This window comes from Lysinibacillus sp. NPDC097195, from assembly GCF_044762075.1.
Classification (GTDB): domain Bacteria; phylum Bacillota; class Bacilli; order Bacillales_A; family Planococcaceae; genus Lysinibacillus.
The window spans coordinates 119648-133615 of the sequence record NZ_JBIWDP010000002.1 but is presented as its reverse complement, the minus strand read 5'-3'; the positions used below and the strand labels follow the sequence as shown (position 1 = coordinate 133615).

11 protein-coding genes and 1 other RNA gene are annotated in these 13968 nt (G+C 38.1%); 4 read left to right on the top strand and 8 right to left on the bottom strand.

Annotated features, from left to right (window positions below; genetic code table 11):
* Positions 1 to 79: 79 nt before the first annotated feature.
* The 4 genes from ACIQXI_RS14200 (at position 80) to ACIQXI_RS14185 (ending at position 4758) form a co-directional block, all read left to right on the top strand.
* The gene (locus tag ACIQXI_RS14200; RefSeq protein WP_402926057.1) at positions 80 to 1762 is read left to right on the top strand and encodes a YfjI family protein; all 1683 of its coding nucleotides are present in this window, start codon (positions 80 to 82) and stop codon (positions 1760 to 1762) included.
* A 104-nt stretch (positions 1763 to 1866) separates the two neighbouring features.
* Positions 1867 to 2052, top strand: coding sequence for a helix-turn-helix domain-containing protein (locus ACIQXI_RS14195; RefSeq protein ID WP_402926054.1), 186 nt, complete (start codon positions 1867 to 1869; stop codon positions 2050 to 2052).
* An 80-nt stretch (positions 2053 to 2132) separates the two neighbouring features.
* The gene (locus ACIQXI_RS14190) at positions 2133 to 3311 is read left to right on the top strand and encodes a tyrosine-type recombinase/integrase (protein ID WP_402926052.1); all 1179 of its coding nucleotides are present in this window, start codon (positions 2133 to 2135) and stop codon (positions 3309 to 3311) included.
* 283 nt (positions 3312 to 3594) lie between these two features.
* Positions 3595 to 4758: a site-specific integrase gene (locus ACIQXI_RS14185; protein WP_402926049.1), complete on the top strand. Its 1164-nt coding sequence runs from the start codon at positions 3595 to 3597 to the stop codon at positions 4756 to 4758.
* Between the two features lie 145 nt (positions 4759 to 4903).
* Here the strand turns inward: ACIQXI_RS14185 and ssrA are convergent.
* The 8 genes from ssrA to eno all read right to left on the bottom strand — a co-directional run bounded on the left by ssrA (position 4904) and on the right by eno (position 13967).
* Positions 4904 to 5259, bottom strand: a transfer-messenger RNA (tmRNA) gene (gene ssrA / locus ACIQXI_RS14180).
* A 226-nt stretch (positions 5260 to 5485) separates the two neighbouring features.
* Positions 5486 to 6850: an anti-sigma factor family protein gene (locus tag ACIQXI_RS14175; RefSeq protein ID WP_402926048.1), complete on the bottom strand. Its 1365-nt coding sequence runs from the start codon at positions 6848 to 6850 to the stop codon at positions 5486 to 5488.
* A complete protein-coding gene (locus ACIQXI_RS14170; protein ID WP_402926045.1) occupies positions 6831 to 7370 on the bottom strand; it encodes an RNA polymerase sigma factor in 540 nt (179 codons plus the stop codon). The genes ACIQXI_RS14175 and ACIQXI_RS14170 overlap by 20 nt, the downstream gene beginning before the upstream one ends.
* A gap of 465 nt (positions 7371 to 7835) precedes the next feature.
* Positions 7836 to 8303 carry an SsrA-binding protein SmpB gene (smpB, locus tag ACIQXI_RS14165; RefSeq protein ID WP_402926044.1) on the bottom strand — a complete coding sequence of 156 codons (468 nt, stop codon included), beginning with the start codon at positions 8301 to 8303 and terminating at the stop codon, positions 7836 to 7838.
* Positions 8304 to 8360: 57 nt separating this feature from the next.
* Positions 8361 to 10808, bottom strand: coding sequence for a ribonuclease R (gene rnr, locus ACIQXI_RS14160; RefSeq protein ID WP_402926042.1), 2448 nt, complete (start codon positions 10806 to 10808; stop codon positions 8361 to 8363).
* Positions 10809 to 10845: 37 nt separating this feature from the next.
* On the bottom strand, positions 10846 to 11592 hold the full coding sequence (locus tag ACIQXI_RS14155) for an alpha/beta hydrolase (RefSeq protein WP_402926041.1): 747 nt from the start codon (positions 11590 to 11592) through the stop codon (positions 10846 to 10848).
* 182 nt (positions 11593 to 11774) lie between these two features.
* A complete protein-coding gene (gene secG / locus ACIQXI_RS14150) occupies positions 11775 to 12002 on the bottom strand; it encodes a preprotein translocase subunit SecG (RefSeq protein ID WP_402926039.1) in 228 nt (75 codons plus the stop codon).
* A 672-nt stretch (positions 12003 to 12674) separates the two neighbouring features.
* Positions 12675 to 13967 carry a phosphopyruvate hydratase gene (gene eno, locus ACIQXI_RS14145; RefSeq protein ID WP_402926037.1) on the bottom strand — a complete coding sequence of 431 codons (1293 nt, stop codon included), beginning with the start codon at positions 13965 to 13967 and terminating at the stop codon, positions 12675 to 12677.
* Position 13968 lies beyond the last annotated feature (1 nt).

Here is a 13968-nt window from a genome sequence, read left to right as displayed (position 1 = left end):
GGAAGGGTTGCTATCAATGCATTTTTTAATGTCTAGGTATCTAGGCATTAAAATTAGTAATAACGGAGGAAAATGCGATATGCAAAACAATCAGGAATGTAATGAATTCGAACAAGAAAAAGATCAAGAAGTAGAAGACGCTTTTTCAGAACTAAAATTACCTGAAGCTAAATTAAAACTAGATTTCGAAAGTGAAGTCTCACCTAATGTTATAAGCGACGGATTTCAATTAAGTAATAATCTCTTTGAAGAGTTGTATGAAAGCATTAATAGTCTTGATGAGTATGGATTTGAGTGGCAACCACCAATAACATTTGAAGAATCAGCTCTAAAGCAATTTGACGTTAATATTTTTCCTAACACTTTAAAAAGTATGGTTTTAGCAGTAAGTCGCTTTACACAGACTCCAGTAGATCTTGCTGCAATTTGTTTAATTGGTGTACTATCAACTGTTTTACAAAAAAAGTTTCACGTTGAACCAATCAAAGGATGGCAAGAACCTTTGAACACATACACAGCCGTGCTATTACAAGCATCAAATCGTAAGTCGACTGTTTTTAGATTAATGATGGGACCTTTATTCGATTATGAATCGAAACTTATTAAATCACATCAAGAAGAGCAAAAAAAGAATGAAAACCAACTATCTTTACTAAACAAACGTATAGATAAACTGGAAAATGAGTATGCAAAATCAGGTGATAATGAAGTGCTAGAACAGTTGGAAAATTTGTGGACCTTAAGAGAAAAACTAAAAGCAAAACCAGATCCGGCACTCATTTTGGATAACTCAACTGAAGAAGTAATCGTCTCCAGGATTTCTCAAAATTCCGAACGAATTACGATTGCTTCTTCAGAAGGAGATTTATTTGAACGGTTAAAATCATCTATTAAATTTGAAGCAAGTAAATTAGATGTGTATTTAAAGGGTTATTCGGGTGACTCACTGCGAACTGACCGAATCTCAAGAGGTACTGAACGAATAGAAGAACCTTTAGTAACAATTTGCATCTCAGCTCAGCCGACCGTAATTCAGGATATGCCTCAGAAAATCATTGATCGAGGCTTAATTCCTCGTTTTTTAATTGCTATGCCTGAAGATTTATTAGGTAAACGAGATGTGTACAATGCTAAACCAGTAGACTCTGAAACTAAATATCTATATAACAATTTAATTTCTAAACTACTAAGTTTCGAAGATAATGATTCTGTTGCACTTGAACTTTCCGCGGAATCATACAATTTCCTGAAGAAATTTGAACACCATGTGGAGACATTATTTTTACCAGAACAGCTATATTGTGACTCCTTAAAAAGTTGGGGTGGGAAAATAATCGGTAATTTATTACGAATTACAGGTTTATTACATGTTGCTAAACACACTGACATCGCAAAGGATAAATCAGATATTCCTACAACAATTGAAGTAAAAACGTTAAAGGAAGCACTAAAGTTAAAGGAATATTTTGATTCCCAAATTATTAACGCTTATGGGATCATGTTTAGCAAGGAATCGAACGATATGGCTCAATATTTACTAGGTAAGTTAGAACTACTAACAGAAGAAAAGAAACAGCGTAAAGTTGCTAAGCAAGATTTATGGCAAAAGACAAAAAAGATTTTTACTACTGCCCCAACCTTTAACCTAGCATTAAAAATTTTAGAAGAGCGTGGCTTTATCCAGTTTGACTTAGGTGGTAAATCAGGACGAAAAGAATTTATTATCTTATCTCCTTTTGTAAACAATGATAAAAAAAATTAACAGTAGCTATTCGAAAATGAAAAAACCGCTGTTATTATATTTCCAGCTTTTAAACAACAAAGCTAGATATCAAGTCTTCTAGCAAGAGAAAGGAGGAAATTCAAATGCAACAACGTGACTTAGAAAATGATACATGGATGAATTTACAAACTGCTGCAAAGTATTTAAATGTATCTTACAAAACGCTAATGACTTTTCGTGCAATGGGATTAGAGGTAGCAGAGATTGGTCGTATTCGACGCGTATCAAAATCAGCATTAGATGAATTTATGAAACAAAATAGCTTTTAAAACTAGGAATTTGAGGGGGAAGTACTTCGCAAAACTAATCTCTTCAATGAAATAAAATTAAATCTAGGAGGATATATAACATGCAAAATGTTTCAAAAAAGTACCCCCAAATTAAAGCATATCAATTAAAGGAAGGAACAACATTATTTCGTTTTACGATTTACTTAGGAGTAAATCCATTAACCGGAAAAGAAGAAACCGTAACTCGAAGTAAATTTAAAACTGTAAAACAAGCGGAGCTAGCGATTGAAAAGTTAAAATTTGAATTTAGTAACGGGCTAAATCCCTCAAATATGTTAAAGTCGTTTAAAGATGCTTATGTATTTTGGGACGAAGCATATAAAGTATCAGGAATTACAATGAGTACTTACTCTAAAACAGAGGGTTATTTTAAAAATCATATTTTACCGTTCTTCGGCGAAAAGAAATTAGCAAAAATTAATGTAGCAATGTGCGAGCAATTTGCTATCGAACTTTCAAAAAAATTGAAGTATTTTCATCATATTGTTAACTATGCTTCAGATGTTATGGAAGCAGCGTTTCGTCTCGGAGATATTCATAAAAACCCTTTCAAGTTTGCGCGAATTCCAAAGGAAGTACCGCATACTCAAAACGATAATTACATCGAAGTAGCAGATTTCAAAAAATTACTTCAAGTTTTACCCGAACTAGATTATAAAAAACAATGTTTATTACGTCTTCTTATGTTTACAGGGATGCGTAAAGGCGAATTATTGGTTTTAACCTGGTCTGATGTAGACTTTGATAACGGACAACTTTCGATTCATTTAGCGTACTCCTATTCTAAACATAACAGGGGTAAAAATGTTGGTCTTACTAAAGGGAAAATTAGTCATATTATACCTTTAGATCCTACAACCATAGAGATGTTGAAAACATGGAAAGAGTTACAATTTGGACAGTTGAATCAATTGGGTCTAGCTCGTAAATCGGATAACGAACAGATAATTTTCAACAACACAGTCAATAAATATTTAAGAACAAGTTCTCCAAATGACTATCTAACTGAAGCTATTGATAAAGCTAATATCAAGTATGTTACAGTTCATGGTTTACGCCATACCCACGTAACACACCTTCTTGAAGCCGAAGCAGACTTTTTTGGTATTAAGGATCGTGTAGGACATTCAAAAAAGGCGAATACGACTCATATGTTTTATTCTCATGCTACAAATAAAGTAAAACAAAATACTTTACAATGTTTACTTGATTACTATAAAGAAATTGATATCAATTAATCAGGAGGAAAAACAGAAGAAAAATGAAATTTAAAAGAAAATACCGGACTTAAAATGTGCGAAGAATACCTCACGAAGGAATTCACTTTATTCGATGACTTTTCACTCTTTATCTTCACATATCTAGTCGCATTAGTTATACGCAATGAGCCTCAAAACTCAATTGCGTTTTTTTGTCTTACAATATCTTATTTGCTAAAGCATCGCCTATCACATAAACTGAAACTGTAGTACTAGTAACTACAACCTCTTTGTCTCCGTAAGCACGAAACAGGAGGAACATATGGTTAATATTAAAAGTTACAAACTAAAAACTAATGAAATCCGATATAAATTCCACATTTATATTGGCACAGATCCATTAACAGGCAAAGAAAAAACAACTACTCGTAGCGGCTTTAAAACAAAAAAAGAAGCTAAAGAGGCTTATTATGAGTTGCAACAAGAAATTAAAAATGGTACTTTCGGAAAAGTTTCTAAAGACTCGTATCAAGAGGTCTATGAATTATGGTTGGAACAGTATGAAAATACAGTAGAAGATAGTACCCTATTAAAAACTAAACGTATCTTCATCAATCACATTTTACCTAATTTTGGGCCATATCGAATTGCTAACATCGATGCAGCGATTTGTCAAAAGCACGTTAATCAATGGGCAAAAAAGTTAAAACGTTTCAAAATGGTGAAGAACTACGCAGCTCTTGTTATGAAGTACGCTATGAAACATGGCATCATTGATAATAACCCTTTTGAATTAATTGAAATGCCTATTATTAAAACAAAAATTTCAATTGATGATGACGATGAAGAATTTGAAAATTTTTATTCGCGTGAGGAGCTTGTACAGTTCCTAACCCATTTACAAGAAGACCCTAATATTAAAAAGCGAACTGTTTTTCGTTTGCTCGCTTTCTCTGGAATGCGTAAAGGGGAAATTTTCGCTTTAAAATGGAAGGATATCGACTTTGATACTTTTGATGTTCGAATTACTAAAGCAGTGAAACGTGGCGAGAAAGGGCTTTATCTTGGACCAACCAAAAATGGTAAACCTCGAACAATTAAAATTGATGAAGAAACCATTGAGATTTTAAAATTATGGCGAGGTGAGCAAGAAAAGATTTTTGCTGAGAAAGGGATTAACACTAATAAGAAGCAACAATTAGTATTCTCTAATATTTACAACGTACTACAAGACCCTAATAAAACTGTACAATGGCTTTCAGACTTCCTTGAAAAACACAGTTTGGAGCATATTACGACACATGGACTACGTCACACACATTGCTCGTTGTTATTCGAAGCGGGTGCCTCGATTAAAGAAGTACAATATCGTTTAGGCCATAACGATGTGAAAACAACATTAGAAATTTATGCTCATGTTACGCGAAAAACGAAAGAAGGTACTATTAATAAATTTACAGCCTTTTTAAACAATGAATCCGAATAATTTCTAACAAAGGATTAACAAAGGTTAATAAGGTTTTTAATAAGGATTCAATCCAATTCAGTACAACTCAAAGGCAATAAAAAAGTGCCATAAACGTTGATATATCAACATTTATGACACTCCATGAAATTCGGTAAATTTCACTGTATGGAGACGGCGGGAGTCGAACCCGCGTCCAAAGACTCCAATACTTCAGCTTCTACGCGTGTAGTTTGTCCATTCGCAATTCGCGTAGCATTATGCCGACAAACAGGCGTCCTGTACGCTAACCTGGAAATCTCTTGCCGGTGACTCAGGTGGCACCATCGACCGTATCCCACTAAAGTTGGGCCCCACGTTCTCTACATGGGCGATAGAGAGGCAGAGCGCTTACGAGCTTACGCTGCGAAAGCTAAGTTTTGTTGTTTGCCAGTTATTATATAACTTCCGTTGATGACGGAGCCGAGACCTCCGACGCGCGACCAAAGCTTGAACCATCCCTGTCGAATCCGTAACGTCCCCTTGAATATGATGCGAGGCACGTGGCCACGATCAAACAAAGAGCTAGAATTGCTTCTAGTACGGTAGAAGAGTAGTACTACGCTTCAATACATCTGGCATTAACAATACATATTATAAAACAAACCTAGCTGTACTTCAAGTATAGTGGCTTATGACAGATTTATAGTTTTATATCAATCCACTAAAAACACCTTTAGAAAATTATTAATCAAAAGGTGTTTTAAGGTTATCGAATATCCACACGAATCGGTTCATCAAAGTAAATATATTTTAATTCTGTTTGACCGTAAAGAATAAACGAATTTAAATTAATTCCCTCATCAAATGTGAAGGTTATATACTGTTTTTCTTTATCCTCTCGGAATCGGGATGTATCCCATGCTGTTTTATTATCCACTGTAATATGCCAGTTTTTAATTGTTGTTGTCTCTGCATCTGATGAAATTTCTAGACGTTGGTCGGATAAGAGCTTTATTTCATATAATGTATCTTTATAAGTAAAGGTGTAAGGTAATTGGTCCAATGTTAGTGGATGTCGAACATTCGTCGGCAACTCAAACTTGGCACCGGTAACAGCTATATAGCCGCCTTCTTGTACGCTTGGATAGGCGCTAATTGTATCGGTATGAGCGTAGCGATCATTTTGAATATTGATGTTATCTTCTGGTACCGACCGTGGTAATTTTTGTCCATCCGCGTCAATAACGTCATAAAGTATTTGAGCGTTATAACCTGCATAAGCTTCCTTTTCCTTTAGCGGTAAACCAGCTGTAAATTTATCTACTTGTTGCTCCACAAATGTTGCCATCTCCTCCGTAAATTTCGTTTCAAATTTAAAGAGTGAGTTCTGTGGTCCATGTTGTGCGCGGATAAAGTTTACGTTAACGCCGTCTTTTTCAAATGTTGAACGTAATGTGACAGTCTCTGTTTGAGCTAACAATTCCCTTCGATCAATCGGTACTTCTAATGTCAACTGTCTATCTAAATCATTAATATTTTGAAAGTTAAAAAGCAAGGTAAATTCGTCATGTGTTATATCAAATAATGCGAACTCATAGGTAATTTCGTTTGTTGAATACTCTGCGAAATAGCTTGCATCTTCCCTTTTTCCATTTGGCAGTTCGAGTTCTACACCACGCTCGACGGATTCCCTGAAGAATAATTCATCACTATTATAGCCAGATGCAACTAATGTTACTGTTACGAAAGCATCTGTAAGCTTAACGTCTTTTACTTTTATCGTAATAGGTTTTGAGCTAGTTACAGGCTCCTGTTGCACAGTCGAAAATACTAGAAATAATAATGCGGCTGTGACAAATACAGCTGCTACAAAAGTAGCTCGCCAGTTGCGCTTTTTTGTATGTAGAGTCTTTTTCTTTGGTAATTGCTCCATCACTTGATTTGTAAATGAATCGTCTACATAAACTTTAGAAAACGGGGAGCTTATTAACTGTTCTGTTTTAAGTTGTTCATCCAATAAGGCGAAGCATGATGCACAGGATTGAATATGCTTGTCCATTTGCATCATTTTGTCGTCTACTATTCGTCCATCAATAAAATCGTGCATTTCATCAGTTGATAAGCAGTTCATTAGTAATCTCTCCCTTCAACATAGCATTTCTGAGCCGTTTTTTTGTTCTATGCAGTCGATTTCGTACTTCCGATATTGGAATATTAAGTGTCTCAGCGATTTCTTCGTAAGTGCAATTACTGGCATACTTTAAGACGAAAACTTGGTACGTTTTGTGTTCCAATGTTGCAAGCCATTGCTGAAGCAACTCGTTCTGCTCTTTTTCAATCATTAACGATTCAGGTGTTTCTAATGAGGGCGTTTCCTCAATTGGTGTCGGATCTTCTTTATGCTTTCTTTTTAAATCAATCAGTTGATTAATCGCGATACGAAAAAGCCATGCCTTAAAAGATCCACCTTGAAAATGAAGCAAGTTTTCATAGCATTTGATAAATGATTCTTGTGCAATATCTTTCGCCAATTCCTCGTCATTTGTTTGATATGTTAAATAGCTGACAAGTGGCTGCTTATATGTATCTACAATAATGCGAAATGATTGTTGATCCCCGGCAATGATTTTTTGTATCAATTGCATATCCATAAGACCCACCTCCTTACATTAAAAACGTAAATTCTTCAAAAAAATCTCACCTAAATGGAAATATATTTAATTTTATTGTACAAAGAAATAATTAAAGATGGAAAAACACGAAGTTTTTCCATCTCATTTTTTTGTTCTTGCTTCGCGGAATTATCCCCTCGTTCCGCGGAATTAGCTCTTCGTTTTGCAGAATTATCTCCTCGTTTCGCGGGATTCTGCCCTCACTTCGCGGAATTCTCCGCGGAAGCACCTAACCACTTACCTTAGTAGTCAATACTAGTTGATTGTAGCGAAGGGCGGGCGACTCCTGCGGGAACGCACAGAACGTAAGACGCAACAAACCGCGCGTAGCGAGGGTTGCGGCTTACGTTGTGCCCGCGGAAAGCGCCCCGCCCGTAGCGAAGATCAACGGCCTTAGTATAAAAAAACTCACCACGACCAGTGGTGAGCTTCCCTCGTAATCTATCAATATTGATTCTTCGCTTTGAAGGTACGTTCCATTTCGCGTTTTGCTTCTTTTTTGCGCATGTCGTCGCGTTTGTCGTAGTCTTTTTTCCCTTTGCCGACGCCGATAAGGAGTTTGGCGTAGCCGTCTTTAATATACATTTTTAAAGGGATGATTGTGTAGCCGTCGCGTTTGACGGCGCCGACTAGTTCGCCGATTTGCTTTTTATGTAGCAGTAATTTACGTTGGCGAAGTGGGTCGTGGTTGAAACGGTTGCCTTGGTCGAATGGGCTGACATGCATGTTGCTGATCCATGCTTCGCCGTTTGTGATTCGAACGTAGGAGTCGCGTAGTTGGACTTTTCCTGCACGAATGGCTTTAATTTCTGTGCCTGTTAGTACCATACCCGCTTCAATCGTTTCTTCGATAAAGTAGTCATGTCCCGCTTTTTTGTTTTGTGCTAATACTTTCCCAGTACCTTTTGCCATTATGTTCACCCTCAATTCAAAGGTTGAGCAGGACTTAGCCTGCTCACGCTGGATTTTTTATTTACGTTTTGTTTTTTTCTTTTTACCCTTTTTCGCGATGCCTTCGTAAAACTTTTGTTTTTGTTTTACGCCTTTTTTCGGGCCAGGGCTTGAGCTATCTTTGCGTCGGCCACGTGGATCGCGATCGCTTCCGCCACGTTCGCCGCGTTTCGGTGAGTCGCCACGGCTTTGTTTTTCATCGTCACGGCGACCTCTGCCACCGCCTGAACGGCTGCTTCGGCTACTGCGTCCGTCTTTATTATCACTATAGTTTTTACGTGCATGAATAACGGTAGGTGTTGTTTTTCTTGTTCTTCCATAAGAAGTTACCATTCCTACGATTTCAAAGTCAATCGATGACTCCTCGATAATAACGTTTGCGACGCGTACTTTCACTTCATCACCGATGCGGAATTGGCGGTTTGTACGTTCACCAATCATTATCATTTGGCGATCATCGAAGCGATAGTAATCGTCCGTCATATTGCTAATGTGGACAAGTCCTTCAATCGTGTTTGGTAGCTCGATAAAAATACCGAAGTTTGTAACAGAAGAAACAATCCCTTCAAATTCTTCACCAATTTTATCAGACATATATTGTGCTTTTTTCAGTGCGTCTGTATCACGTTCTGCATCGACTGCACGACGTTCGCGCTCTGACGTATGGTCAGCAATTTCGTCCATTGCCATTGACCACTGTGCAATCGTTTCCTTCGACGTATCTTTATTAATTAAGTACGTGCGAATTAAACGGTGAACCACTAAGTCCGGGTAACGACGAATTGGTGATGTGAAGTGCGTATAGAAATCAGTTGATAAACCGAAGTGACCGATGCTTTCTGGATAGTACTTCGCTTGTTGCATCGAGCGTAGTAACATCGTCGAAATAACAGGCTCTTCTGGCATCCCTTCAATGGCACTTAACACATCTTGTAATGCTTTTGGATGTACTGTATTGCCTGTACCTTTAATTAAAATACCGAAGTTCGTAACGAATTCAAAGAAACGTTGTAGTTTTTCTGGTTTTGGATCTTCGTGAATACGGTATAGGAACGGTACATTCATCCAATGGAAATGTTCTGCAACGGTTTCGTTGGCAGCAAGCATGAAATCTTCAATTAATTTCTCTGCAACAGTACGTTCACGTATTTCAATATCGACTGGCCAGCCATCTTCATCGACAATGACCTTTGACTCTTTAAAGTCAAAGTCAATGGCACCACGTTGTTCACGTTTATTCCGTAAAATAGTCGAAAGCTCTGCCATATGGTTAAACATCGGCACAAGCGGCTCATAACGCGCCATTAGTTCTTCGTCTTTTTCTTCTAAAATTTTGTAAACATCTCTGTACGTCATACGCTCTGTCGTTTTAATGACACTTTGGAAAATCTCATGTGAGATAACATTTCCGCTACCATCGATAATCATTTCACAAGATAGCGTTAGACGATCTACTTGCGGATTTAATGAACAAATACCGTTTGATAGTCGATGTGGAATCATCGGAATAACACGGTCTGTTAAATAGACACTCGTTGCTCGGTCGTATGCTTCAATATCTATTACAGAGCCTTGTGTTACATAGTAACTGACATCTGCAATATGTACGCCAAGCTTGTAAGTACCATCAACATTTTTCGTCACTGTTACTGCGTCATCTAAATCTTTTGCATCTGCGCCATCAATTGTGACGATCGTTTCATGGCGTAAATCACGACGTCCTTCTAAATCTGCTGGTGAAATTTCATCTGGCACGCGTTGTGCTGCCGCCACGACTTCTTCAGGAAACTCTGGTGGAATATCGTGCTTATATAAAATCGATAAAATATCGACACCTGGGTCATTTTTATGCCCTAAAATTTTTGTAATATAGCCAGTTGCTGATTTTAAATCTTCTGGCCATGTGGCGATTTCCACGACGACTTTATGGCCATCAACCGCGCCTAATGTATCGCCTTTCGCGATGAAAATATCCATCGGTAGTTTTTTATCGTCCAATACGACGAATCCAAAACCTCTATTAGCTTGGAATGTTCCAACAAATGATGTTTGCCCGCGTTCTACCACCTTTGTTACAGTACCTTCACGGCGATCGCCAAATGATTCTTTTAACACGCGAATCAGAACCGTGTCGCCATTAATGGCGCCATTTACTTCGTGTGGTGGAATAAAGACATCGTCCATGCCCTCCACATCAGGTGTTACGAAGCCGAAGCCTTTTGCATGGCCGATAAATTTACCACGTAGTAAATTCATGCGCTCCGGTAAGCCGTAGCGATTGGAGCGTGAGCGAACTACTAAGCCCTGCCCTTCCATTCGTACGAGCGTTTTGACAAGCTCCTTAAATTCTTCTGCATCTTCAAATCCAAATTCGTCTTCAATTTCTCCTACGGTTAAAGGTTTATATTCTTCTTCACCGAAAAAATCGAGCAAACGACTTTGTAGTGTATCTTTTTTGTTTGTCATACTTTTCCCTCCCTCATGTAAAAATACTAGGTCGTTTTTAGTGTGCCCAATTTAGGCCTTCTAAAAAACGATAAATATCTTCATGTAGTTGATCTTTTTCTTGATCTAATGTAATCACATGTTTTGAGTTTTCATACCACTTGATGTGTTTTTCAAGCGACTCAGTTTGGTTATATATAATATTGGCAGAATCTGTATCGATAACCTCATCATTTGTCGCCTGTACGACAAAAATGGGAGCATAAATCATATCGATTTCTTGTCGAGTCTGCGCAATAAACTCACGTAGTTGTTGTAATGATGGCATTCCTTTGTTAGCGATGGCCGAAACTTCTGCATCTATTTCCGCGTCGCTTTTGCCTTCATATTTTTTGTAGTCCTTTGCATATTTTAATACGCCTTCGAACATGATATCTGTTGTGCGCATTGTCATAGGTGCACACATAGTCACAATACCTTTTACAGGATTGTTGAGCGCGACATTTAAAGCCATTACACCGCCAAGTGATAAACCTGCTACGGCAATTTCCTCGTAGCCAGCATCTTGTAATTGTTGGTACGCCGCTTTAACATCTTGCCACCAATCAGTTGGACCTGTTGTAATGAGTTCTTCTGGTTGTACGCCATGCCCTTTATAATGTGGCGCTAATGTAGTATACCCTTTTTTCTCTAAATATCTACCAAGCATACGCACATCTGCCGAGCTACCTGTAAATCCGTGTAATAACAACACAGCACGTGGCCCTGCTTGAAAGAAAAATGGCTGTGATAATGATTTGTTCATTCGCAAGTTCTCCTTCACTGTAAAACATATTCTCTCTATTATAGCCATATCCATCTTATATTGGCTTATTTTAGTCCCGAAATACGCATAATTCATGACAATTCGTCTTGCATCTAATTATGTACATTGACAATAAAAGAAAACGCCCAACCATACGAGGTTAGGCGGCATATCTTCAACTATTATATTTTTGCAATCGTAACTGCTAAAATAAAGAATAAAATTGATAACACAATTGTTGCACGATGAAGGATTAAATCCATACCACGTGCTTTTTGCTTTCCAAATAGTTGTTCAGCTCCACCCGAGATGGCACCTGACAAGCCTGCACTTTTACTAGATTGTAATAAGACTACGACAATCAATGCTAATGATACGATAACTAAAGCTACTAATACTGCTGTATGCATACACTGCACCTCCCGAACTTTGAAACATCACAACACACTATATTATAACAAATAAAGGGTGCCATGACAAACATAGATTATAAAATGGTATTAACTTTCCAAATCTCACCGACAAAACTACTTCCCTCTCATTATAAAAAAACCCCAATAAAATTTAAAGTGACAGGCACTCACACAATTCTTAATTTTCTAAAATTATTGATTTTGTAAAAAAACACGTTGACTTTTGCGAGAACCTTCGCAACGTAGGACGCAACAAACCTCGTGACAGCAAGGTTTGTTGCGTTCCACATGCCCCTGGAAAGCAAAAAGATATTGCATGTTGGAAGTCGATTTTTTTGCCGAGTGTTGCTGAAAGAGTGACAGGCACTCACACAATTTAACTATATTAGTAGCTAATATCCGTTGATTGCAGTGGAGGGCGGCGACTCCTGCTCAGAACAGCACAGAACGTAAGACGCAACTAGCCGCCCACTAGCGAGGGTTGCGGCTTACGTCGTGCCCGCGGAAAGCGTCCGCCCGCAACGGAAATCAACGTTGCACAACGCTCTCCTCGCTCTACCCCAATCACGCGCTCAACTCGTTCATTTCAACAAAAAAATTGCCCCGACAAGCACTTCCATGCTATCGAGGCAATTTTTATATAAGAACGGCTAGTACTAGCTATTCATCTTATTTTAAGTTATAGAACGTTTTTAAACCAAGGTAATCTGAAGTTGCACCAAGTTGATCTTCGATGCGTAGAAGTTGGTTGTATTTTGCAACGCGGTCTGTACGAGATGGCGCACCTGTTTTAATTTGACCAGCGTTTGTTGCAACAGCGATATCAGCGATTGTTGCATCTTCTGATTCACCAGAACGGTGAGAGATAACCGCTGTGTAACCAGCACGTTTTGCCATTTCGATTGCTTCGAAAGTTTCAGTTAACGTACCGATTTGGTTTACTTTAATTAAAATCGAGTTACCTACGCCTTGCTCAATACCAGCAGCTAATTTTTTCGTATTTGTTACGAATAAATCGTCGCCTACTAACTGAACGCGAGCACCGATACGGTCTGTTAATAATTTATGACCAGCCCAGTCATTTTCGTCTAAGCCGTCTTCAATTGAGATGATTGGATATTTAGAAGTTAACTGTTCGTACCAGTCCACCATTTCCTCAGATGTTTTCACAACACCTTCACCATCTAAATGGTATTTGCCATCTTCTTTATTGAATAATTCAGAAGACGCAACGTCCATTGCTAATTTCACTTCTTCACCAGCTTTGTAGCCAGCTTTTTCGATTGCTTCCAGGATTACAGTGATCGCTTCTTCGTTTGAACCAAGATTTGGAGCGAAACCACCTTCATCACCTACAGCTGTGTTGTAGCCTTTGTCTTTTAATACTGCTTTTAAGCTATGGAAAATTTCAGCACCCATACGTAATGCATGACGGAAGTTTTCTGCGCCAACAGGCATTACCATGAATTCTTGGATGTCCACATTGTTATCCGCATGTGCACCACCGTTTAAGATGTTCATCATTGGTACTGGTAATTGTTTTGAGTTGAAACCACCAAGATATTGATAAAGAGGTACATCTAAATAATCTGCTGCAGCATGTGCAACTGCCATTGATACACCTAGGATTGCGTTCGCACCTAGTTTAGCTTTGTTTTCTGTGCCATCTAGCTCAATTAAAGCTTTGTCGATTACGACTTGGTCAAGAACTGAGAAATTGCCTTCTAATTCTTGTGCAATAATTGTGTTAACATTTTCGACTGCTTTTAATACACCTTTGCCAAGGTAACGTGATTTGTCACCATCGCGTAATTCTACTGCTTCGTATTCACCTGTAGAGGCACCTGATGGCACGATTGCGCGGCCAAAAGCACCTGATTCTGTAAATACTTCAACTTCTACTGTTGGGTTCCCACGTGAGTCTAAAACTTCGCGCGCATAAACTTGTGTAATAAATGGCATA

Excerpts from the sequence above, each read along its gene's own strand:
- ACIQXI_RS14200 (WP_402926057.1), top strand. The coding sequence starts at position 80 with ATGCAAAACAATCAGGAATGTAATGAATTCGAACAAGAAAAAGATCAA.
- ACIQXI_RS14195 (WP_402926054.1), top strand. The coding sequence starts at position 1,867 with ATGCAACAACGTGACTTAGAAAATGATACATGGATGAATTTACAAACT.
- ACIQXI_RS14190 (WP_402926052.1), top strand. The coding sequence starts at position 2,133 with ATGCAAAATGTTTCAAAAAAGTACCCCCAAATTAAAGCATATCAATTA.
- ACIQXI_RS14185 (WP_402926049.1), top strand. The coding sequence starts at position 3,595 with ATGGTTAATATTAAAAGTTACAAACTAAAAACTAATGAAATCCGATAT.
- ACIQXI_RS14175 (WP_402926048.1), bottom strand. The coding sequence starts at position 6,850 with ATGAACTGCTTATCAACTGATGAAATGCACGATTTTATTGATGGACGA.
- ACIQXI_RS14170 (WP_402926045.1), bottom strand. The coding sequence starts at position 7,370 with ATGGATATGCAATTGATACAAAAAATCATTGCCGGGGATCAACAATCA.
- smpB (WP_402926044.1), bottom strand. The coding sequence starts at position 8,303 with ATGGCAAAAGGTACTGGGAAAGTATTAGCACAAAACAAAAAAGCGGGA.
- rnr (WP_402926042.1), bottom strand. The coding sequence starts at position 10,808 with ATGACAAACAAAAAAGATACACTACAAAGTCGTTTGCTCGATTTTTTC.
- ACIQXI_RS14155 (WP_402926041.1), bottom strand. The coding sequence starts at position 11,592 with ATGAACAAATCATTATCACAGCCATTTTTCTTTCAAGCAGGGCCACGT.
- secG (WP_402926039.1), bottom strand. The coding sequence starts at position 12,002 with ATGCATACAGCAGTATTAGTAGCTTTAGTTATCGTATCATTAGCATTG.
- eno (WP_402926037.1), bottom strand. The coding sequence starts at position 13,967 with ATGCCATTTATTACACAAGTTTATGCGCGCGAAGTTTTAGACTCACGT.